The sequence below is a fragment of the Pseudomonas sp. LS1212 genome (assembly GCF_024741815.1).
In the GTDB taxonomy this organism is placed as follows: Bacteria; Pseudomonadota; Gammaproteobacteria; order Pseudomonadales; family Pseudomonadaceae; genus Aquipseudomonas.
This window is the reverse complement of the sequence record NZ_CP102951.1, coordinates 4,755,761-4,776,752: the sequence shown is the minus strand read 5'-3', so window position 1 is coordinate 4,776,752 and position 20,992 is coordinate 4,755,761. Positions and strand designations below refer to the sequence as shown.

Genomic DNA, 20,992 nt, shown 5'->3' with positions numbered 1-20,992 from the left:
CATGAATGTGCAGCCCGCAAAGCAAAGAGCAAAAAACGTTGTTTGAAGAAGGCTGCAGCGTGCGCCAGGAGAGTGGCGTCAGCTATCGAAGGCATTCTTCAGCCAGTTCAGCCGTGGGGCCGAGCCAGGGGTGCCTTCCAGAGCGATCACGTCGAAGCGGCAGGGATGACTGGCCCAGCGCGACTCCTTCTGCAGAAAATACTGTGCGGCAAGTACCAGCTTCTCGCGCTTGCGCGCATCGATGCTGCCGAGTGCGCCTCCCCATTGCGCATGCAGTCGGTAGCGGACTTCGGCGAATACTACTGTATCGCCGTCAAGCATGACCAGATCCAGCTCGCCGCGTTTGCACGACCAGTTCTGCGCCAGCAGGCGCAGGCCCTGTTCCTTCAGGAAGTGCAGGGCTTGCGTCTCGGCCTCTTTGCCGGCGTGCTGGCGCGGCGCGGTTGGCATCAGCGAGGTGTGTCCGGCAGGCGCTTGACTTGGCCGCCTTCGAATTCGGCCCAGGGCAGTTGACGTTCGATACGCTGGTTCGGGTTCATGCTCAAGCTGCCCGAGAGGCCTTCGATGCGGTTGTCCGGCAGGGCCTTGAGCTGGCCCAGGCGTGGTGCCAGGCTGTAGGCGTCGACGCCCATGGCATAGAGCCGGCCCAGGCTACCGCCGGCTTGCGGCCACTGGCGCACCACTTGCTGGCGCAGCGAGTTGCCGGTGTCGAGCAGCCATGGCGTCTCGCAGAACATGATGCCATTCATGTCGTTGTACTGGGCCTGGTCGCCGCTGGCGCTGAACAGGTGCGAGGTGGCGTATACCGGAACGTCGCCGGCATATTGGAAGTTGAGGGTCGGCTTGATCTGTTGAGCCTGCTGCGGGGTGGCGGCGAGGAAGATGAAGTCGATGTCCTGACGGCGCGATGGTTGTGCCGAAACGGATCCGCCGACGGTGCTTTGCAGGCTCTTGGCGCGCCCTTCGCTCTGGCGCAGCTGGAACAGATCGGCGATCTGCTGGGCCAGGGCCACGGGCTGGTCGACATGTTCTGCGGCAATCAGGGTGCCGCCGGCAGCTTCCCAGTCCTGGCGGAAGGCCTTGAGCACGCGGTCACCCCATTCGCCTTTCGGCACCAGCGCTACGGCGCGTCGCATGCCGTCCGCCCAGGCGCGGCGGGACACTTCCCGCGCTTCATCTTCGGCGGCGAGGCCGAATTGAAAAAGCTGGGGTGGGGTGGACTGGCCGGCTTCGCTGTAGTTCAGTGCCAGGGTGGTGATAGGGAGTTGCGGGCGACTGCTCAATTGCTTGACCAGCGGTTTTTCCAGCGGGCCGACGACCAGTTGCACGCCGGCGGCTTGTGCCTGGCGGTAGAAATCATCCAGCGAGGTCAGGCGCGAGCTGTCGAACACTTCGATGGCTGGTGGCTTGAGTCCGGCTTGCTGGGCCTGAAAGTGAGCCGCCATGAAGCCTTCGCGCAGGGCGCGCGCGACCGAAGCCAGTTGGCCTTCCTGGGGCAGCAACAGGGCAATCTTGGTCAGCGGTTGGCTGGCGAGTTCCTGGAGCTTGATCAAGGACTGCGGCAACTGTTGGGCGGCAGGGTGATCGGGGTTCCGGGTTTTCCAGGTGTCGATGGCGGCTTGTTGCTGTTCCAGGCTGCCGGCAGTCTTGATTGCCAGGGCCAGGCTCATCCAGCCGGCCAGTTCGTCCTTGCCGGTACCGCGCAACTGATCGGTTGGCAGCGAAGCGACCAGGGTCCAGATGGCTTCCTGGTTGGCCGCGGCTTGATCACCCTTGAGCATTGGCGAGATGAGGATTCGTTCGCGGGCGGCAGCCAGGGTCTGGCCGTCGGCCGCCAGTGCGGCGGCGCGAACGCTGTGGGTGCGCACCTGCTGTTCGGGTGGCAGCTCGGCCAGGCGCTCCATGCTTGGATGGCTCAGGGCACTGAGCGCAGCCTTGGGCTGGTTGCGGCTCATGGCCAGTTCGGCGGCCAGGGTGGTGGAAAAAATCTGTTGGGCTGGCTTGAGTTGTTCCAGCGGCACTTGCTCGAGAATGCGTGCGGCTTGCACGTAGTCTTTTTGCCGATAGGCCTGGTTGGCCGCGCTCAGGCGCAGCAATGCGGCGTCTTCCGGGTCCTTGCTGGCGGCGGCCTGCTGGAGCAGTTGCTCGATGCTGGCATCCGGGGTGCGCGGAAGTTCGCCAAGGCTGGACGAAGGCGTACTGGCGCAGGCTGCCAGCAGGGCAGCAAGGCAGAGGGCAGAGAACAGCCGCAGGCAAGCAATCATGTAAGTGTCCTGATACTCGATCAAATTAACGGGCAATTGTACCCAAGCACTGGCTGGGGCGCGATGTTGCTGGTGTGAAACCATTCATATTGGTCGTGCAAATATTACAAGGCCGCTATGGGGGCACCGAAAATACGCGCTCAGGCGCCGGTTTGCCGCTTCTTTACGGGCCCAGGCTGTACAATGGCGGTTTGACCATTACGACAGGTGTTTGCTGTGACTGCTCCAGGTGCTTCGAACTTCACTGCTGGCACACTTTATGTGGTAGCGACGCCCATCGGTAACCTGGATGACATGAGCGCCCGGGCGCTGAAGGTGCTGGGTGAGGTGGCGCTGATCGCTGCAGAAGATACCCGTCATTCGATCCGTTTGCTCCAGCACTTTGGCATCAACACGCCGTTGGCTGCTTGTCATGAACACAATGAGCGCGACGAAGGCAGTCGATTTCTCACACGACTGCAGGCCGGCGACAGCGTTGCATTGATTTCCGATGCCGGTACGCCACTGATTTCCGACCCGGGCTATCACCTGGTGCGCCAGGCGCGTGCGGCGGGAATTGCGGTGGTGCCGGTTCCCGGGGCCTGCGCCTTGATTGCGGCCCTGTCGGCGGCAGGCTTGCCGTCGGATCGCTTCATTTTCGAAGGTTTCCTGCCGGCCAAGTCGGCGGGGCGCCGGGCTCGTCTGGAATTGCTGAAGGAAGAGCCGCGCACGCTGATCTTTTACGAGGCGCCGCATCGCATTCTCGAGTGCCTGCAGGATCTGGAGGCAATCTTCGGCGCCGAGCGGCCCGCCCTGTTGGCGCGTGAGCTGACCAAGACGTTCGAGACGCTCAAGGGCTTGCCGCTGGCGCAGTTGCGCGAGTTTGTCGAAGCCGACAGCAATCAGCAGCGCGGCGAGTGTGTCGTGTTGGTGGCGGGCTGGACGGCCCCTGAAAGCGACGAGGCGGTCAGCAGTGAGGTGATGCGCATCCTCGATCTGCTGCTCGCTGAAATGCCACTGAAGCGGGCGGCAGCGCTGGCGGCGGAAATTACCGGGGTGCGCAAGAACGTGCTGTATCAGCTTGCCCTGGAAAAACAGAAGGGCGAGTAAATAGTCGTAAAATCGATGGCGAGCGGTTTGACACCGGGAGAGCTCTTGCTTTGTTACGGAAGTAGTGGCAAGGAGCTATAAGTCGGATAAAGCTTGTTCTTGGGCCCGGCTACCGTTAACCTTCGCCGCGGAGAGTCGATCGGACAGTCGCTGCCTTCTTTTGTTCTGCAAGAGAGGGGGGAGGAAAGTCCGGGCTCCATAGGGCAGAGTGCCAGGTAATACCTGGGGGGCGTGAGCCTACGGAAAGTGCCACAGAAAATAACCGCCTAAGCACTTCGGTGCCGGTAAGGGTGAAAAGGTGCGGTAAGAGCGCACCGCACGACTGGCAACAGTTCGTGGCAAGGTAAACCCCACTCGGAGCAAGACCAAATAGGGTTCCATATGGCGCGGCCCGCGTTGGAACCGGGTAGGTTGCTAAAGGTGTCCAGTGATGGCCATCGTAGAGGAATGACTGTCCTCGACAGAACCCGGCTTACAGATCGGCTCTCCACTTTTTCCCTTCCTGCTTAATCCAATAGCAGTAACACCTTTGTAATACCAAAAAAATCTTACTCTTAAAGTATTACATTAACTTCGCTCTCTATCCCTGTGAGAGAGTTCGCATTTGTGCACTGAAATATCCGCAAAATCCTCCTTCTGACCCCCTTTGCGCTCCTAAATCTCCGATCTGTATGGGTTTTCCCTATATGTGCGCCTTGACGGTGCGGTAGGCGCATTCCTATAGTGTGCGCAAGTGGCAGAAAGTGGCATGAAGTGGGTTTTTCAGGCGCAAATCGCTAACATATAGGGAAACGCAGCCGTGTTTCGCGGAGCTAACGCTATCAGTCTCGACGCCAAGGGCCGTCTCGCGATGCCGAGCCGGTATCGTGACGAGCTGGTTTCGCGTAGCTCCGGGCAGCTGATCGTGACCATTGATGCCGTCGACCCTTGCTTATGTGTATATCCCCTCGATGAGTGGGAATTGATTGAAACCAAATTGCGCGCCTTGCCTTCATTGCGTGAAGAGAACCGCCGTCTGCAGCGTTTGCTGATCGGCAACGCGGTTGATCTTGAACTCGATGGAAGTGGCCGCTTTTTGGTGCCTCCGCGTCTGCGTGAATACGCCAGGCTCGACAAGCGCGCAATGCTCGTGGGGCAACTGAACAAGTTTCAACTGTGGGACGAGGATGCCTGGAACGCTGTATCTGCAGCGGACCTGGTAGCCATTCAACAACCGGGCGCCATGCCTGACGAACTGCGTGATTTGATCCTGTGACTATAGATAGCGGCTTTAACCACATCACCGTACTGCTTGACGAAGCCGTCGAGGCTCTCGCCGTACGCGACGATGGCTGCTATTTGGACGGCACCTTCGGTCGCGGCGGTCACAGCCGCCTGATTCTCCAGAACCTGGGGGCCGATGGTCGGTTGCTGGGGTTCGACAAGGATCCACAAGCGATTGCCACCGGACAAGCGCTGGCGGCCGAAGACGGCCGCTTTGTCATTGTGCAACGCAGTTTTGCCGAGCTGGGCGCCGAAGTCGCCCAGCGTGGCCTGGCCGGCAAGGTCAGTGGCGTGCTGCTCGATCTGGGCGTTTCGTCGCCGCAGCTCGACGACCCTGAGCGCGGCTTCAGTTTCCTCAACGACGGTCCTCTGGATATGCGCATGGATCCGTCCCGCGGGATCAGCGCGGCCGACTTCATCGCCACTGCGCCAGAAGAAGAGATCGCCCGGGTATTCAAGGAATACGGCGAAGAGCGTTTTGCCAAACGCATGGCCCGTGCCGTGGTATTGCGTCGCGAGACCCAGCGTTTCGAGCGCACGGCCGATCTTGCCGAAGTACTCAAGGTGGCCAATCCGGCCTGGGAAAAGGGCAAGAACCCGGCCACCCGTGCATTTCAGGGCTTGCGTATCCACGTCAATAACGAACTGGCCGACCTGGAGGCCGGGCTTGAGGCTGCCCTGGAATCGCTCGAGATCGGCGGGCGTCTGGTGGTGATCAGCTTCCACTCGCTGGAAGACCGTATCGTCAAACTGTTCATGCGTCGTCACGCCAAGGGCGAAGCCGACAACCTGCCACGCAATCTGCCGGTACGCTTTCAGGCGTTCGAGCCCAAGATCAAGGTCCACGGCAAGGCGCAGTTTGCCTCCGAGGCCGAGCTCAAGGCCAACCCGCGCTCGCGTAGCGCCGTCATGCGCGTGGCGGAGAAGCTGCGGTGAGCAGGCTATTCGCAAAACCCCTGCCAGGCGGAAGCTTCCTGATGCTTCTGCTGTTTGTCGGCGTGCTCGTTTCGGCGATCGGGGTGTCATACAGTGCACATTGGAGCCGCCAGTTGCTCAACACCCTGTACGGGGAGTTGAGCGAGCGTGACAAGGCCCAGGCCGAATGGGGGCGGTTGATCCTCGAGCAAAGTACCTGGACTGCCCACAGTCGTATCGAAACCCTGGCCAGTGAACAGCTGAAAATGCGCATTCCCGGCGCCGCGGAAGTCCGCATGGTGGCGCCATGATGAAACTCGAAGGTGCACTTTACCCCTGGCGGTTTCGTGTGGTGCTTGGTCTGCTGGCACTGATGGTGGGTGCCATCGTCTGGCGCATCGTCGACCTGCAAGTCATCGACCATGACTTCCTCAAGGGGCAGGGTGATGCGCGCAGCCTTCGTCATATCCCGATTCCCGCGCACCGTGGCTTGATCACCGACCGTAACGGCGAGCCGCTGGCCGTCAGTACGCCGGTCACGACCCTGTGGGGCAACCCCAAGGAAATGCAGCAGGCCAAGGACAAATGGCCGTCGCTGGCGGCTGCCTTGCGACAAGACCCCAAGCAGTTGAGCGAGCGCCTGGAGCAGCAGGCCAATAAAGAATTCATTTACCTGGTCCGTGGCCTGACGCCGGAACAGGGGCAGCTGGTGCTTGACCTCAAAGTGCCCGGTGTCTATGGCATCGAAGAGTTTCGGCGCTTCTACCCGGCAGGTGATGTCGCGGCGCACATGGTCGGCTTCACCGACCTCGATGACCACGGTCGCGAAGGTGTCGAACTGGCCTATGACGACTGGCTGGCCGGGGTTCCCGGCAAGCGACAGGTCATCAAGGACCGACGAGGTCGGTTGATCAAGGATATCCAGGTCACCAAAAACGCCAAGGCCGGCAAGGCCTTGGCGTTGTCCATCGACCTGCGCCTGCAATACCTGGCCAGCCGCGAGCTGCGCAACGCCATCGTCGAGAACAATGCCAAGGCCGGCAGTCTGGTCATCATGGACGTGAAAACTGGCGAAGTGCTGGCCATGGCCAACCAGCCGACCTACAACCCGAACAACCGCCGCAGCATGTTCCCGTCGGCGATGCGCAACCGCGCCATCATCGATGTGTTCGAGCCGGGTTCCACGGTAAAGCCCATCTCGATGAGCGCAGCCCTGCAGACCGGGCGCTGGAAGCCGACCGACAAGGTCGAAGTCTATCCGGGCACCCTGCAGCTGGGGCGCTACACCATTCGCGACGTGTCCAAGACCGAAGGGCCGGTACTGGACCTGACCGGCATTCTGATCAACTCCAGTAACGTGGGGATGAGCAAGGTGGCGTTCGATATCGGTGGCGAGTCCATTTATCGCATGATGTCCTCGCTGGGCCTTGGGCAGTACACCGGCCTGGGTTTCCCGGGTGAGCGGGTCGGCAACCTGCCGAACCATCGCGAGTGGCGCAAGGCCGAGACGGCCACGCTGTCCTATGGCTATGGCCTGTCGGTCACGGCGCTGCAGTTGGTTCATGCCTATGCAGCGATGGCCAACGATGGTCGACTGGTACCGCTGAGCATTCTCAAGGTCGACAAGGAGCCGGAGTCGGCTCAGGTGATTCCGGTTGAAACCGCGAAGACCATCCAGGGCATGTTGCAACAGGTGATCGAGGCGCCGCGTGGGGTGTTCCGCGCTCAAGTGCCGGCCTATCACGTGGGTGGCAAGAGTGGTACCGCGCGTAAAGCCACTATCGGCTCCAAAGGCTACACAGAAAACGCCTATCGCTCGCTGTTCGCCGGTTTCGGTCCTATGAGCAACCCTCGCTACGCCATCGTCGTGGTGATCGACGAGCCAGGCAAGGGCGGCTATTACGGTGGTCTGATTTCGGCGCCGGTTTTCAGCAAGGTGATGTCCGGGACACTGCGATTGATGAATATTCCACCAGATAACTTGCCGACGGCAACTCCACAGCAGCAAGCCGATGCTGCGCTCGCCAAGGGAGGGCGCGGCTGATGACTATGCCTCTGAGCAAAATATTTTCACAAGCCGGTCGCGATCCATTGATTCGCGAGCTGACGCTCGACAGTCGAAATGTTCGACCCGGCGATCTGTTCCTGGCCGTGCCAGGTGGCAAGTTCGACGGCCGTGCGCATATTGCCGATGCCCTACAGCGCGGTGCTGCGGCGGTGGCCTATGAAGAGGCGGGCGCTACCGTGCTGCCGATCACCGATGTACCGTTGATTCCGGTCAGGGGGCTGGCGATGCAGCTTTCCGATATCGCCGGGCGCTTTTATGGCGAGCCGAGCCGCCTGCTGGACCTGGTTGGCGTCACCGGTACCAATGGCAAGACCAGCGTCACGCAGTTGGTCGCGCAGGCATTGGACAAGCTGGGCAAGCACTGCGGTCTGATCGGCACGCTGGGCACCGGTTTTTACGGTGCATTGAAAAGCGGCCGCTTGACCACGCCAGACCCGATCGCGGTCCAGGCGACCCTGTACGACTTGAAAAAGGCCGGTGCCCGCGCCGTGGCCATGGAAGTGTCGTCCCACGCCCTGGATCAGGGGCGCGTGGCGGCGCTGGCATTCGATATCGCGGTCATGACCAACCTGTCGCGTGATCATCTCGATTACCACGGCAGCATGGATGCGTACGCCGAGGCCAAGGGCAAGTTGTTCACCCGGCCGAACCTGCGCTGCCGGGTCGTCAACATCGATGATGAGTTCGGTCGTGAGCTCGCCAGTCAGTCCCATGAGTCGCGCCTGATCAGTTATAGCCTGGAAGACTCCAGTGCTTCGCTGTATTGCCGCGAGGCGCACTTCGACGATACCGGCGTGCGCGCCACGCTGGTCACCGCCCAAGGTCAGCATAGCCTGCGCAGCGCGCTGTTGGGACGCTTCAACTTGAGCAATGTGTTGGCTGCGATCGGTGCCTTGCTCGGCATGGATTACCCGCTGGATGAAATTCTCAAGGTCATGCCGCAACTGGAAGGCCCGGTCGGACGCATGCAGCGCCTGGGCGGCGGAGCCCTGCCGCTGGTGGTGGTCGATTATGCGCATACGCCTGATGCGCTGGAAAAAGTCCTCGAAGCCCTGCGGCCCCACGCCAAGGGCAAATTGCTCTGCCTGTTCGGCTGTGGCGGCGATCGCGATCGCGGCAAGCGTCCGTTGATGGCCGAAGTGGCCGAGCGCCTGGCTGACGGCGTGCTGGTGACCGATGACAATCCGCGCAGCGAAGATCCGCAGCAAATTTTCAGTGATATTCGTCCAGGCTTCGCCGCGCCGGAGCGCGCCCGTTTCGTCGCAGGTCGTGGTCAAGCGATCGAGCAACTGATCGCTGGCGCCTCGGCCGATGACGTCATCGTGCTCGCCGGCAAGGGGCATGAGGACTATCAGGAGATCAATGGCCAGCGCCATGACTTCTCCGATCTGGTCGAAGCCCAAAAAGCCCTGAAAGCCTGGGAGGCAGCCCATGCTTAAGCCAATTTTTCTGAGTGAACTGGTCGCGCCGCTGCAGGCTCGCCTGGTCGGTGCCGACACTGCCTTCAATGGCGTCAGCATCGACAGCCGGGCAATTGCTGCCGGCCAATTGTTCGTGGCGCTGGCCGGCCCGCGCTTCGACGGGCACGACTACCTGAACGATGTCGCGGCCAAGGGCGCCGTTGCGGCGCTGGTCGAGCGCGAAGTGCCCGACAGCAAGCTGCCGCAACTGGTCGTGGCCGACACGCGCCTGGCATTGGGCCAACTGGGTGCGCTCAATCGCGCCGCGTTCACCCGGCAGGTGGCGGCAATCACCGGTTCCAGCGGGAAAACCACGGTCAAGGAAATGCTCGCCAGCATTCTGCGTACGCGCGGTCCGGTGCTGGCCACGCGTGGCAACCTGAATAACGATTTGGGTGCACCGCTGACGTTACTGGAAATCGCCCCGGAGCATGCGGCGGCGGTTATCGAGCTGGGCGCTTCGCGTGTTGGCGAGATTGCCTACACTGTCGGCTTGACCCAGCCGCATGTGGTTGTCATCAACAACGCCGGGACCGCTCATGTAGGTGAGTTCGGCGGCCCCGAGAAGATTGTCCAGGCCAAGGGCGAGATTCTCGAGGGGTTGGGTGACGGCGGTACCGCAGTGCTCAACCTCGACGACAAGGCTTTTGCCATCTGGAAGGCGCGTGCCGGCCAGCATGCCGTACTGAGTTTCGCCCTGGACAATCCGGCAGCCGATTTCCATGCCAGCGGGCTGACCCGCGACGAACGTGGCTGCCCGGCTTTCGATCTGCACGGCCCGTCTGGCGTCGCGCGGGTCCAGCTGAATCTGCTGGGTACGCACAATGTCCAGAATGCACTGGCGGCGGCGGCTGCCGCGCATGCCTTTGGTCTGTCACTCGAAGGCATCGCTCTTGGCCTGAACAACGTGCAGCCGGTCAAGGGCCGGACTGTCGTGCAAATGACCCCCCTGGGTGTGCGGGTGATCGATGACACCTATAACGCAAACCCCACCTCAATGTGCGCGGCCATTGATATACTCGCCGGCTTTTCCGGTCGCACTGTCCTGGTGCTCGGAGATATTGGCGAGTTGGGCCAATGGGCGCAGGAAGGTCACCGGCAAGTCGGTGACTATGCCAAAGGCAGGGTCTCGGTGCTTTACGCAGTGGGTCCGTTGATGGCGCATGCGGTTGCAGCGTTCGGGCCTGATGCCCACCATTTCGCTACTCAAGCTGACCTGATCGCGGCCGTTGGCGCCGAGCAGGGCACTCATACAACTATTTTGATCAAGGGTTCGCGCAGCGCTGCGATGGAAAACGTCGTGGCAGCCTTGTGCGGTTCCAGCGGGGAGAAACATTAATGCTGCTGCTGCTGGCTGAGTATCTGCAACAGTTCTACAAAGGCTTCGCGGTCTTTCAGTACCTGACCCTGCGCGGGATTCTCGGTGTGCTGACCGCATTGTCGCTGGCCCTTTGCCTGGGGCCATGGATGATTCGTACCCTGCAGATTCGCCAGATCGGACAAGCCGTTCGTAACGATGGTCCGCAATCGCACCTGTCAAAATCCGGCACGCCCACCATGGGTGGTGCGCTGATCCTGTCGGCAATCGGTATCAGTACCTTGCTCTGGGCTGACCTGAGCAACCGTTATGTCTGGGTGGTGTTGATCGTCACCTTGCTGTTCGGCGCCATCGGCTGGGTCGACGACTATCGCAAGGTCATCGAAAAGAACTCGCGTGGGCTGCCAAGCCGCTGGAAATATTTCTGGCAATCGGTGTTTGGCCTGGGCGCGGCGATCTTCCTTTATGTGACTGCGCCGACCAGCGTGGAAACCACCCTGATCGTACCGATGCTCAAGGATGTCAGCATCCCGTTGGGCGCCGGCTTCATTGTGTTGACCTATTTCGTCATCGTCGGCTCGAGCAACGCGGTCAACCTGACCGACGGCCTCGATGGCCTGGCGATCATGCCGACGGTGATGGTTGGCGGTGCGCTGGGGATCTTCTGCTACCTGTCCGGCAACGTGAAGTTTGCCGAGTACCTGCTGATTCCTTACGTTCCGGGCGCGGGTGAGCTGATCGTGTTCTGCGGCGCCCTGATCGGGGCGGGCCTGGGCTTTCTCTGGTTCAACACCTATCCGGCACAGGTCTTCATGGGTGATGTCGGTGCACTGGCCCTCGGTGCCGCACTGGGCACCATTGCGGTGATCGTGCGCCAGGAGATCGTGCTGTTCATCATGGGCGGCGTGTTCGTGATGGAAACCCTTTCGGTCGTAATTCAGGTTGCTTCCTTCAAGTTGACCGGTCGCCGCGTATTTCGCATGGCACCGATCCACCACCATTTTGAACTCAAGGGCTGGCCCGAGCCGCGCGTGATTGTCCGTTTCTGGATCATCACCGTGATTCTGGTGCTGATTGGCCTTGCCACCCTGAAACTGAGGTAGAAAGAGTGTCTCTGATCGCTTCTGACCACTTCCGCATCGTTGTCGGCCTCGGCAAGAGCGGCATGTCCCTGGTGCGCTTCCTGGCGCAGCGGGGCGTGGCGTTTGCGGTGGCCGATACGCGCGAGAACCCACCGGAGCTGGCGACGCTGCGGCGTGACTACCCACAGGTGGAAGTGCGTTGTGGCGAGCTGGACGTGGAATTCCTCTGCCGTGCCGACGAACTGTACATCAGCCCCGGCCTCGCCCTGGCGACCCCGGCGTTGCAGCAGGCTGCCGCCCGTGGGGTGAAACTGTCCGGCGATATCGAACTGTTCGCGCGTAACGCGAAAGCACCGATCGTGGCAATCAGCGGCTCGAACGCAAAAAGCACCGTGACCACCCTGGTCGGCGAAATGGCCGCGGCGGCCGGCAAACGCGTGGCGGTGGGCGGCAACCTGGGTACGCCAGCCCTGGACCTGCTGGCCGATGACGTCGAGCTCTACGTACTCGAACTGTCCAGCTTCCAACTGGAAACCACCGATCAGTTGAACGCTGAAGTCGCCACCGTGCTCAATGTCAGCGAAGACCACATGGATCGCTACAGCGGTCTGCCGGCCTATCACTTGGCCAAGCACCGGATCTTCCGTGGTGCCCGGCAAGTGGTGGTCAATCGCCAGGATGCCCTGTCCCGGCCATTGATGGGCGAAGGTCTGCCTTGCTGGACCTTCGGCTTGAACAAGCCGGACTTCAAGGCCTTTGGCCTGCGCGAAGAAAACGGTGAGAAGTACCTGGCGTTCCAGTTCGAAAACCTGATGCCGGTGCGTGACTTGAAAATTCGTGGCGCCCACAACCAGGCCAATGCCCTCGCGGCGCTGGCATTGGGGCATGCGGTCGGTTTGCCGTTCGATGCGATGCTTTCCAGCCTGCGCACCTTCACCGGTCTTGCGCATCGGTGCCAGTGGCTGCGCGAGCGCGATGGCGTGACCTGGTACGACGACTCCAAGGCGACCAACGTCGGTGCAGCGCTTGCCGCCATCGAAGGGCTGGGAGCCGATATTGCCGGCAAGCTGGTGCTGGTGGCCGGTGGCGATGGCAAGGGTGCTGACTTCAGTGCCCTGCGTGCACCCGTGGCGGCCCATTGCCGCGCGGTCGTGTTGCTCGGTCGCGATGCCGAGCTGTTGGCCAAGGCCTTGGGTGATGAGGTGCCGCTGATTCGGGTCAAGACCCTCGACGAGGCCGTGCAGCAGTGTGCCGAGCTCGCCCGGGAGGGTGATGCAGTGCTGCTGTCTCCCGCCTGCGCAAGCCTGGACATGTTCAAGAACTTCGAAGAGCGTGGGCGTCTGTTCGCTCAAGCCGTGGAGGCCTTGCCATGATCCTCGGCCTGATCAAGCCCTATCCATCGCCGCTGATCAGTGGTCGCGGCATCGACCTGGACTTTGCCATGCTGGCCGGTTGCCTGGCCTTGATTGGCCTGGGCCTGGTGATGATCACCTCGGCTTCCTCGGAAGTGGCGGCCGCGCAGTTGGGCAATCCGCTCTATCACATGATCCGTCACCTGATTTACGTGGTGATCGGGCTGGGCGCCTGTATTTTCACCATGCTGGTGCCGATCGCCACCTGGCAACGCCTGGGCTGGATGATGCTGGTGGGTGCCTTCGGCTTGCTGGTGCTGGTACTGGTGCCGGGCATCGGTCGCGAAGTGAACGGCTCAATGCGCTGGATCGGCTTCGGTTTCTTCAACGTGCAGCCTTCGGAAATCGCCAAGGTGTTCGTGGTGATTTACCTGGCCGGTTACCTGGTGCGCCGCCAGCAGGAAGTCCGTGAGAGCTGGATGGGTTTCTTCAAGCCGTTCATTGTGCTGTTGCCGATGGCCGGCCTGCTGCTGATGGAGCCGGACTTCGGTGCCACCGTCGTCATGATGGGGGCGGCGGCCGCGATGCTGTTCCTGGGCGGCGTCGGTCTGTTTCGCTTCAGCCTGATGGTGGTGCTCGCCGTGGGGGCGGTGTTCGTCCTGGTCCAGGCGCAACCCTATCGGATGGCACGTCTGATCACGTTTACCGATCCCTGGTCCGACCAGTTCGGCTCCGGCTATCAACTGACCCAGGCATTGATTGCCTTCGGTCGTGGTGAGTGGCTGGGCGTCGGTCTGGGTAACAGCGTGCAGAAGCAGTTCTACCTGCCTGAAGCGCACACTGACTTCGTGTTCTCGGTACTGGCCGAAGAGCTGGGGGTGATTGGCTCCCTGGCAACCGTGGCGCTGTTCGTGTTTGTCAGTGTGCGAGCAATGTATATCGGTCTGTGGGCCGAAAAGGCCAAGCAATTCTTTGCCGCTTACATGGCCTACGGCCTGGCTTTCCTGTGGATTGGTCAATTCTTGATCAATATCGGCGTGAACGTCGGTTTGCTGCCGACCAAGGGCCTGACTTTACCGTTCCTCAGTTATGGCGGCAGCTCCCTGGTGATCTGCTGTGCCTGCATGGGCTTGCTCCTGCGCATCGAGTGGGAGAGCCGCACGCACCTGGGCAGTGAAGAGACGGAGTTCAGCGAAAGCGACTTCGCCGAGGAGCCGACCCATGGGCGCTAATGTCTTGATCATGGCCGGTGGCACCGGCGGTCACGTATTCCCGGCGCTGGCCTGTGCCCGCGAGTTCCAGGCCCGCGGCTACAGCGTGCACTGGCTGGGCACGCCGCGCGGCATTGAAAACGAGTTGGTGCCCCAGGCAGGAATACCGCTGCACCTGATCAAGGTTACCGGCCTGCGTGGCAAGGGACGGCTGTCGCTGCTCAAGGCGCCATTCACCTTGATCAAGGCGGTACTGCAGGCGCGTCGGATCATTGCTCAGTTGAAGCCGGTCTGCGTGATCGGTTTTGGCGGTTATGTGACAGGCCCCGGTGGCGTTGCTGCAAAACTGTCCGGTGTGCCAGTGGTGATTCACGAGCAAAACGCCAAGGCCGGTACCGCCAATCGGCTCCTGGTGCCGTTGGCCAGTCGAGTCTGCGAAGCTTTCCCGGAAACCTTCGCCGCGTCGGGTAAGCGCCGTACCACCGGCAACCCCGTGCGTAGCGAATTGTTTCTGGAAACACTGCGCCCGACCCTGGCCGGGCGCAAGCCACGGTTGTTGGTCCTGGGCGGCAGCCTGGGGGCGGAGCCTTTGAACAAGCTCTTGCCGCAAGCACTGGCGAAAGTCCCTGAGGCGGCTCGCCCCGAAGTCTTTCACCAGGCCGGCAAACAACACGATGAAGCGACCGCAAAACGCTACCGCGAGGCGGGTGTAGAAGCCCAGGTGGCACCCTTTATCAAAGACATGGCACAGGCCTACGGCTGGGCGGACCTGGTAGTCTGCCGCGCCGGCGCGCTCACGGTCAGTGAACTGGCGGCCGCGGGCCTGCCATCGATGCTGGTGCCCTTGCCCCACGCGATCGACGATCACCAGACCCACAACGCCAACTATCTGGCTCGCGAAGGCGCCGCCTTCCTGATGCCGCAAGCGACAACTGGCGCAGCCGAGCTGGCTGAACGCCTGAACGAGGTGCTGATGCAACCGGAAAAACTCAACACCATGGCCAGCACTGCACGGCGCCTGGCCAAACCCGATGCTACCCGCACAGTAGTCGATATCTGTCTGGAGGTGGCCCATGGTTGAAAGCAAGAAAGCGATGCCTCAACCGGAAATGCGCCGCATCCGTCGTATTCACTTCGTCGGTATCGGCGGCGTGGGCATGTGCGGCATTGCCGAAGTACTGCTGAACCTGGGCTATCAGGTTTCGGGTTCCGACCTGAAAGCGTCGGCAGTGACTGAGCGGCTGAAAACCTTCGGTGCCGAGATCTTCATCGGCCATCGTGCCGAAAACGCGGCGGCTGCCGATGTGCTGGTGGTGTCCAGCGCGGTCAATCCATCCAACCCGGAAGTCGCTACCGCACTGGAGCGACGTATTCCGGTGGTGCCGCGTGCCGAGATGCTGGCCGAACTGATGCGCTATCGCCATGGTATTGCCGTTGCCGGTACCCATGGCAAGACCACTACCACCAGCCTGCTCGCCTCGGTGTTCGCCGCCGGCGGCCTGGATCCGACTTTCGTCATCGGTGGCCGACTGAATGCAGCCGGCACCAATGCACAATTGGGCACCAGCCGTTACCTGATTGCCGAAGCGGACGAGAGCGATGCCAGTTTCCTGCATCTGCAGCCATTGGTCGCGGTGGTCACCAACATCGACGCCGACCACATGGCGACGTACGAAGGTGACTTCAACAAACTGAAGAAAACCTTTGTCGAATTCCTGCACAACCTGCCGTTCTATGGTCTGGCCGTGGTCTGCCTGGACGATCCGGTGGTGCGTGAAATTCTGCCGCAGGTCAAGCGCCCGACCGTCACTTATGGCGTCAGCGAAGAGGCGGACGTGCGGGCGATCAATATTCGCCAGGAAGGCATGCTGACCCATTTCACCGTGCTGCGCCGGGACCGTGAGCCACTGGATGTGTCGGTGAACATGCCGGGCAACCACAACGTTCTGAACTCGCTGGCGACCATTGCCATTGCCACCGACGAAGGCATCAGCGATGAAGCCATCGTCAAGGGGCTGTCGGGCTTCCAGGGTGTCGGTCGACGCTTCCAGGTCTACGGCGAACTGCCGATCGACAAGGGCAGCGTGATGCTGGTCGACGACTATGGTCACCACCCGACCGAAGTCGCCGCCGTGATCAAGGCCGTGCGCGGCGGTTGGCCGGAACGCCGTCTGGTGATGGTCTACCAGCCGCATCGCTACAGCCGTACCCGCGATCTGTACGACGATTTCGTCCAGGTTTTGGCCGACGCCAACGTCTTGCTGCTCATGGAAGTCTACCCGGCCGGTGAAGAGCCGATTCCGGGTGCGGACAGCCGTCAGCTCTGCCACAGCATCCGGCAGCGCGGCCAGCTTGATCCGATCTATATCGAGCGTGGTGTCGAACTGGCGCCACTGGTCAAACCGCTGCTGCGCGCTGGCGACATCCTGTTGTGCCAAGGGGCAGGGGATATCGGCGGGCTGGCGCCGCAATTACTGAAGAGTCCGTTGTTTGCTGGTGCTGTCGCCAGTCAGGGGAAGGTGAAATGACTGTTAACACCTACGACCAGCTGTTTTCGACGATCGCGCCGAAGGATTTCGGCCGGGTCGCCGTGCTGTTCGGCGGCAAGAGCGCCGAGCGTGAGGTTTCCTTGAAGTCGGGCAATGCGGTGCTCGAGGCGCTGCGCAGTGCCGGCGTGAATGCGTTCGGCATCGATGTCGGCGACGATCTGCTGACCCGTCTGATGAGCGAAAAAATCGACCGTGCCTTCATCATCCTGCACGGCCGCGGCGGCGAAGACGGCAGCATGCAGGGCCTGCTCGAATGCCTGGACATTCCTTATACCGGTAGCGGGATTCTGGCTTCGGCACTGGCCATGGACAAGCTGCGCACCAAGCAAGTCTGGAAAAGCCTTGGCATCCCGACCCCGCATCACGCGGTGCTCGCCAGCGAGGACGATTGTATTTCGGCGGCGACGGAACTGGGCTTCCCTTTGATCGTCAAACCGGCCCATGAAGGTTCAAGTATCGGTATGGCCAAAGTGTCCAGCGTCGAAGAATTGATCGGCGCCTGGCAAGCGGCCAGCACCTATGACTCGCAAGTCCTGGTCGAGCAATGGATCCAGGGGCCGGAGTTCACTATCGCGACCTTGCGTGACCAGGTATTGCCGCCTATAGCCCTGGGCACTCCCCACACGTTCTACGACTACGACGCCAAGTACGTGGCCAACGATACCCAGTATCGGATCCCGTGCGGGCTCGACGCCGCCAAAGAAGCTGAACTCATCGACCTGACCGCAAGGGCTTGCGAGGCCATCGGCATTTCCGGCTGGGGCCGGCTCGATGTGATGCAGGACGCCCAAGGGAAGTTCTGGTTACTGGAAGTCAACACGACTCCAGGCATGACCGATCACAGTCTGGTTCCGATGGCTGCACGTGCTGCCGGCCTGGATTTCCAGCAGTTGGTGCTGGCCATCCTGGCAGCCAGCGTAGAGGCGCGAGGTTAATCCCATGCAAGGCGCGATGTTACGTCATCAGCAACCCGCCACCGGCCGCAAGCCGGTGCCGCGTGGTGCCAGTCGGATGGTGGCCAAGGAGCCACTGTCGGCGCGCCTGCCCAAGGCCAACTTCAGTTTCTTCAAACGCCTGATGTGGCCCGTTCTGCTGGTTGCACTGGGGTTCGGTACCTACGAAGGTGCGCAGCGCCTGATGCCGTATGCCGACCGGCCGATCACCAAAATCGCCGTGCAGGGCGACCTGAGCTACATCAGCCAGCAGGCGGTGCAGCAGCGGATCGCACCTTATGTCACCGCGAGCTTTTTCACCATCGACCTGGCAAGCATGCGCGCCGAGCTCGAACAGATGCCGTGGATCGCCCATGCCGAGGTTCGCCGCGTCTGGCCGGACCAGGTGGTGATCCGTCTGGAAGAGCAATTGCCCGTGGCGCGTTGGGGCGAAGAGGCCCTGCTGAACAACCAGGGCCAGGCGTTCGCGCCGCGCGAGCTGGCCAACTACGAGCATCTGCCGCAGCTGTTCGGTCCGCAGCGGGCCCAGCAGAAGATCATGCAGCAGTATCAGGTGTTGAGCCAGATGCTGCGGCCCATGGGCTTTTCGATTGTGCGGCTGGAGTTGCGTGAACGAGGCAGCTGGTTCTTGACCACCGGTGCAGGCAGCGCCGGCCCTGGCATCGAGCTGTTGCTGGGGCGCGACCACCTGGTGGAGAAAATGCGCCGCTTCATTGCCATTTACGACAAGACGCTGAAAGAACAGATCACGAATATCGCGCGCGTCGACCTGCGCTACGCCAACGGCCTGGCCGTTGGCTGGCGGGAGCCGATTGCGCCATCGACGGACCAACCCGCCGTCGCGAAGAATTAAGAGAGGCAGGACCATGGCAAATGTGCAAAGCGGCAAAATGATCGTTGGCTTGGATATCGGCACCTCCAAGGTAGTGGCGCTGGTAGGCGAAGTCGCTGCCGACGGTACGCTGGAAATCGTCGGTATCGGTACCCATCCATCGCGCGGCCTGAAAAAGGGCGTGGTGGTGAATATCGAGTCGACCGTGCAATCGATCCAGCGCGCCGTCGAGGAAGCCCAGCTGATGGCGGGCTGCCGTATCCACTCGGCGTTCGTGGGCGTGGCCGGCAATCATATTCGCAGTCTCAATTCCCACGGCATCGTGGCAATCCGCGACCGCGAAGTCAGCGCGGCGGATCTGGAGCGGGTACTCGATGCTGCCCAGGCGGTCGCGATCCCGGCTGACCAACGCGTGCTGCACACCTTGCCGCAGGACTATGTGATCGATAACCAGGAAGGCGTTCGCGAGCCTCTGGGCATGTCCGGCGTTCGTCTGGAAGCCAAGGTGCACGTGGTGACCTGCGCGGTGAATGCGGCGCAGAACATCGAGAAATGCGTTCGCCGTTGCGGCCTGGAAATCGACGACATCATCCTCGAACAACTGGCCTCGGCCTACTCGGTGCTGACCGACGACGAGAAAGAGCTGGGCGTGTGCCTGGTCGATATCGGCGGCGGGACTACCGACATTGCCATTTTCACTGAAGGCGCGATCCGTCATACCGCGGTTATCCCGATCGCTGGCGACCAGGTCACCAACGACATCGCCATGGCCCTGCGTACGCCGACCCAGTACGCCGAAGAAATCAAGATTCGTTACGCCTGCGCCCTGGCCAAGCTGGCCGGTGCCGGTGAAACCATCAAGGTACCGAGCGTTGGCGATCGTCCGCCGCGCGAATTGTCCCGCCAGGCCCTGGCCGAGGTGGTCGAGCCCCGTTACGACGAGCTCTTCACCCTCATCCAGGCCGAACTGCGTCGCAGTGGCTACGAAGACCTGATTCCGGCCGGCATCGTGCTGACCGGCGGTACGGCGAAGATGGAAGGCGCGGTCGAGTTGGCCGAAGAGATCTTCCACATGCCGGTTCGCCTTGGCGTGCCGCACACGGTGCATGGTTTGGCCGACGTTGTGCGCAACCCGATTTATTCCACTGGTGTGGGCCTGCTGATGTACGGATTGCAGAAGCAGTCCGATGGCATGTCCCTGACCGGTATGAGCAGCAACAACAGCTATAGCGACGAAGCTAAAGCACCTGTGCTTGAACGATTCAAGCGTTGGGTCCAGGGCAACTTTTAAGTTTTCAAAGCAGTAGTAGTAGGCGCAAAAACTAGAGAAATGAAAGGAGAGGGAAAATGTTCGAACTCGTAGACAACATCCCGCAAAGCCCGGTAATCAAGGTTATCGGTGTTGGTGGCGGCGGTGGCAATGCTGTTAACCATATGGTTAAGAGCAACATCGAAGGCGTGGAATTCATCTGCGCCAACACCGACGCACAAGCGCTGAAAAACATCGGTGCGCGCACCATCCTGCAGCTGGGCACCGGCGTGACCAAGGGCCTGGGTGCGGGCGCAAATCCGGAAGTCGGCCGTCAGGCCGCTCTGGAAGACCGCGAGCGCATCGCCGAAGTACTGCAAGGCACCAACATGGTGTTCATCACCACCGGCATGGGCGGCGGTACCGGTACCGGTGCTGCGCCGATCATCGCCGAAGTGGCCAAGGAACTGGGTATCCTCACCGTTGCGGTGGTCACCCGTCCGTTCCCGTTCGAGGGCCGAAAGCGCATGCAGATCGCCGATGAAGGCATCCGCGCGCTGTCGGAAAGCGTCGATTCGCTGATCACCATTCCGAACGAAAAGCTGCTGACCATCCTGGGCAAGGATGCCAGCCTGCTGTCGGCTTTCGCCAAGGCTGACGACGTTCTGGCCGGTGCCGTTCGCGGTATCTCCGATATCATCAAGCGTCCGGGCATGATCAACGTCGACTTCGCCGACGTACGTACCGTGATGAGCGAAATGGGCATGGCCATGATGGGTACCGGCTGCGCCAGCGGTCCTAACCGCGCACGCGAAGCGACTGAGGCGGCGATTCGCAACCCGCTGCTCGAAGACGTCAACCTGCAGGGTGCTCGCGGTATCCTGGTGAATATCACTGCCGGTCCCGACCTGTCTCTGGGCGAGTACTCGGACGTGGGTAGTATCATCGAGGCCTTCGCTTCCGATCACGCCATGGTAAAGGTCGGTACCGTTATCGATCCGGACATGCGCGACGAGCTGCACGTGACCGTAGTTGCCACGGGTCTGGGTGCAAAGATCGAGAAACCGGTGAAGATTATCGACAATACCCTGCAAACCGCGCAACAAACCGTTGCCGCTCCTGCACCTGCGCGCCAGGAACAGCCATCGGTCAACTACCGTGATCTGGACCGTCCGACGGTAATGCGCAATCAGGCACACGCTGGTGCAGCAGCCGCTGCTAAAATGAATCCTCATGACGATCTGGATTACCTGGATATCCCGGCTTTCCTGCGTCGTCAGGCTGATTAATGAAATTTATCAGGGGTATTAGGGTGATTGGTGTTCAGCAAAGGCCGGGTCTGGTATTATCGCCAGCCTTTGTTGATACCAGTTCGCAATTTGCGCTG

The 20,992-nt window shown here is 61.3% G+C and carries 18 protein-coding genes and 1 other RNA gene; 17 read left to right on the top strand and 2 right to left on the bottom strand.

The genetic code is table 11. The annotated features are described in order from the left end of the window. Nucleotides 1–78: 78 nt before the first annotated feature. Together NVV94_RS22210 and NVV94_RS22205 are read right to left on the bottom strand one after the other, a co-directional pair. Nucleotides 79–450 carry a YraN family protein gene (locus NVV94_RS22210; protein WP_258444491.1) on the bottom strand — a complete coding sequence of 124 codons (372 nt, stop codon included), beginning with the start codon at nucleotides 448–450 and terminating at the stop codon, nucleotides 79–81. Continuing rightward, a complete protein-coding gene (locus NVV94_RS22205; protein WP_258444490.1) occupies nucleotides 450–2,264 on the bottom strand; it encodes a penicillin-binding protein activator in 1,815 nt (604 codons plus the stop codon). The genes NVV94_RS22210 and NVV94_RS22205 overlap by 1 nt, the downstream gene beginning before the upstream one ends. Nucleotides 2,265–2,558: 294 nt before the next feature. Here NVV94_RS22205 and rsmI point away from each other — a divergent pair, with 294 nt between their 5' ends. The 17 genes from rsmI to ftsZ all read left to right on the top strand — a co-directional run bounded on the left by rsmI (nucleotide 2,559) and on the right by ftsZ (nucleotide 20,894). Further along, entirely contained in the window at nucleotides 2,559–3,353 is a 795-nt protein-coding gene (gene rsmI, locus NVV94_RS22200) for a 16S rRNA (cytidine(1402)-2'-O)-methyltransferase (RefSeq protein WP_258447785.1), read from the top strand. Between the two features lie 131 nt (nucleotides 3,354–3,484). Then, an RNA gene (gene rnpB / locus NVV94_RS22195) (RNase P RNA component class A) lies at nucleotides 3,485–3,844 on the top strand. A 308-nt stretch (nucleotides 3,845–4,152) separates the two neighbouring features. Further along, nucleotides 4,153–4,608 (top strand): division/cell wall cluster transcriptional repressor MraZ, encoded by a 456-nt coding sequence (gene mraZ, locus NVV94_RS22190; protein ID WP_258444489.1) that lies wholly within the window; start codon nucleotides 4,153–4,155, stop codon nucleotides 4,606–4,608. Continuing rightward, the gene (rsmH, locus tag NVV94_RS22185; RefSeq protein WP_408733430.1) at nucleotides 4,605–5,552 is read left to right on the top strand and encodes a 16S rRNA (cytosine(1402)-N(4))-methyltransferase RsmH; all 948 of its coding nucleotides are present in this window, start codon (nucleotides 4,605–4,607) and stop codon (nucleotides 5,550–5,552) included. Before mraZ ends, rsmH begins: the two co-directional genes overlap by 4 nt. After that, nucleotides 5,549–5,842 (top strand): cell division protein FtsL, encoded by a 294-nt coding sequence (ftsL, locus tag NVV94_RS22180; protein WP_258444488.1) that lies wholly within the window; start codon nucleotides 5,549–5,551, stop codon nucleotides 5,840–5,842. The genes rsmH and ftsL overlap by 4 nt, the downstream gene beginning before the upstream one ends. Further along, nucleotides 5,842–7,575, top strand: a complete 1,734-nt coding sequence (locus tag NVV94_RS22175; RefSeq protein WP_258447783.1) for a penicillin-binding protein 2 — start codon at nucleotides 5,842–5,844, stop codon at nucleotides 7,573–7,575. The genes ftsL and NVV94_RS22175 overlap by 1 nt, the downstream gene beginning before the upstream one ends. Next, nucleotides 7,575–9,038, top strand: coding sequence for a UDP-N-acetylmuramoyl-L-alanyl-D-glutamate--2,6-diaminopimelate ligase (locus tag NVV94_RS22170; protein ID WP_258444487.1), 1,464 nt, complete (start codon nucleotides 7,575–7,577; stop codon nucleotides 9,036–9,038). Before NVV94_RS22175 ends, NVV94_RS22170 begins: the two co-directional genes overlap by 1 nt. Beyond that, nucleotides 9,031–10,398, top strand: coding sequence for a UDP-N-acetylmuramoyl-tripeptide--D-alanyl-D-alanine ligase (murF, locus tag NVV94_RS22165; RefSeq protein WP_258444486.1), 1,368 nt, complete (start codon nucleotides 9,031–9,033; stop codon nucleotides 10,396–10,398). Before NVV94_RS22170 ends, murF begins: the two co-directional genes overlap by 8 nt. Beyond that, complete coding sequence (gene mraY / locus NVV94_RS22160) at nucleotides 10,398–11,480, top strand: phospho-N-acetylmuramoyl-pentapeptide-transferase (protein WP_258444485.1); 1,083 nt, start codon at nucleotides 10,398–10,400, stop codon at nucleotides 11,478–11,480. The genes murF and mraY overlap by 1 nt, the downstream gene beginning before the upstream one ends. 5 nt (nucleotides 11,481–11,485) lie before the next feature. Next, nucleotides 11,486–12,832 (top strand): UDP-N-acetylmuramoyl-L-alanine--D-glutamate ligase, encoded by a 1,347-nt coding sequence (gene murD / locus NVV94_RS22155; protein ID WP_258444484.1) that lies wholly within the window; start codon nucleotides 11,486–11,488, stop codon nucleotides 12,830–12,832. Then, nucleotides 12,829–14,043 (top strand): putative lipid II flippase FtsW, encoded by a 1,215-nt coding sequence (ftsW, locus tag NVV94_RS22150; RefSeq protein WP_408733429.1) that lies wholly within the window; start codon nucleotides 12,829–12,831, stop codon nucleotides 14,041–14,043. Before murD ends, ftsW begins: the two co-directional genes overlap by 4 nt. Continuing rightward, a complete protein-coding gene (gene murG / locus NVV94_RS22145) occupies nucleotides 14,033–15,103 on the top strand; it encodes an undecaprenyldiphospho-muramoylpentapeptide beta-N-acetylglucosaminyltransferase (protein ID WP_258444483.1) in 1,071 nt (356 codons plus the stop codon). Before ftsW ends, murG begins: the two co-directional genes overlap by 11 nt. Further along, nucleotides 15,096–16,550, top strand: coding sequence for a UDP-N-acetylmuramate--L-alanine ligase (gene murC / locus NVV94_RS22140; protein WP_258444482.1), 1,455 nt, complete (start codon nucleotides 15,096–15,098; stop codon nucleotides 16,548–16,550). Before murG ends, murC begins: the two co-directional genes overlap by 8 nt. Next, complete coding sequence (locus tag NVV94_RS22135; protein WP_258444481.1) at nucleotides 16,547–17,506, top strand: D-alanine--D-alanine ligase; 960 nt, start codon at nucleotides 16,547–16,549, stop codon at nucleotides 17,504–17,506. The genes murC and NVV94_RS22135 overlap by 4 nt, the downstream gene beginning before the upstream one ends. Nucleotides 17,507–17,510: 4 nt before the next feature. After that, on the top strand, nucleotides 17,511–18,377 hold the full coding sequence (locus tag NVV94_RS22130; RefSeq protein WP_258444480.1) for a cell division protein FtsQ/DivIB: 867 nt from the start codon (nucleotides 17,511–17,513) through the stop codon (nucleotides 18,375–18,377). 13 nt (nucleotides 18,378–18,390) lie between these two features. Continuing rightward, the gene (gene ftsA, locus NVV94_RS22125) at nucleotides 18,391–19,647 is read left to right on the top strand and encodes a cell division protein FtsA (protein WP_258444479.1); all 1,257 of its coding nucleotides are present in this window, start codon (nucleotides 18,391–18,393) and stop codon (nucleotides 19,645–19,647) included. Nucleotides 19,648–19,703: 56 nt separating this feature from the next. Beyond that, nucleotides 19,704–20,894: a cell division protein FtsZ gene (ftsZ, locus tag NVV94_RS22120; protein ID WP_258444478.1), complete on the top strand. Its 1,191-nt coding sequence runs from the start codon at nucleotides 19,704–19,706 to the stop codon at nucleotides 20,892–20,894. Nucleotides 20,895–20,992 lie beyond the last annotated feature (98 nt).

Excerpts from the sequence above, each read along its gene's own strand:
- mraY (WP_258444485.1), top strand. The coding sequence starts at position 10,398 with ATGCTGCTGCTGCTGGCTGAGTATCTGCAACAGTTCTACAAAGGCTTC.
- murC (WP_258444482.1), top strand. The coding sequence starts at position 15,096 with ATGGTTGAAAGCAAGAAAGCGATGCCTCAACCGGAAATGCGCCGCATC.
- ftsA (WP_258444479.1), top strand. The coding sequence starts at position 18,391 with ATGGCAAATGTGCAAAGCGGCAAAATGATCGTTGGCTTGGATATCGGC.
- murG (WP_258444483.1), top strand. The coding sequence starts at position 14,033 with ATGGGCGCTAATGTCTTGATCATGGCCGGTGGCACCGGCGGTCACGTA.
- NVV94_RS22135 (WP_258444481.1), top strand. The coding sequence starts at position 16,547 with ATGACTGTTAACACCTACGACCAGCTGTTTTCGACGATCGCGCCGAAG.
- NVV94_RS22210 (WP_258444491.1), bottom strand. The coding sequence starts at position 450 with ATGCCAACCGCGCCGCGCCAGCACGCCGGCAAAGAGGCCGAGACGCAA.
- rsmI (WP_258447785.1), top strand. The coding sequence starts at position 2,559 with ATGAGCGCCCGGGCGCTGAAGGTGCTGGGTGAGGTGGCGCTGATCGCT.
- NVV94_RS22205 (WP_258444490.1), bottom strand. The coding sequence starts at position 2,264 with ATGATTGCTTGCCTGCGGCTGTTCTCTGCCCTCTGCCTTGCTGCCCTG.
- ftsZ (WP_258444478.1), top strand. The coding sequence starts at position 19,704 with ATGTTCGAACTCGTAGACAACATCCCGCAAAGCCCGGTAATCAAGGTT.
- murF (WP_258444486.1), top strand. The coding sequence starts at position 9,031 with ATGCTTAAGCCAATTTTTCTGAGTGAACTGGTCGCGCCGCTGCAGGCT.
- NVV94_RS22175 (WP_258447783.1), top strand. The coding sequence starts at position 5,842 with ATGAAACTCGAAGGTGCACTTTACCCCTGGCGGTTTCGTGTGGTGCTT.
- NVV94_RS22170 (WP_258444487.1), top strand. The coding sequence starts at position 7,575 with ATGACTATGCCTCTGAGCAAAATATTTTCACAAGCCGGTCGCGATCCA.
- ftsW (WP_408733429.1), top strand. The coding sequence starts at position 12,829 with ATGATCCTCGGCCTGATCAAGCCCTATCCATCGCCGCTGATCAGTGGT.
- NVV94_RS22130 (WP_258444480.1), top strand. The coding sequence starts at position 17,511 with ATGCAAGGCGCGATGTTACGTCATCAGCAACCCGCCACCGGCCGCAAG.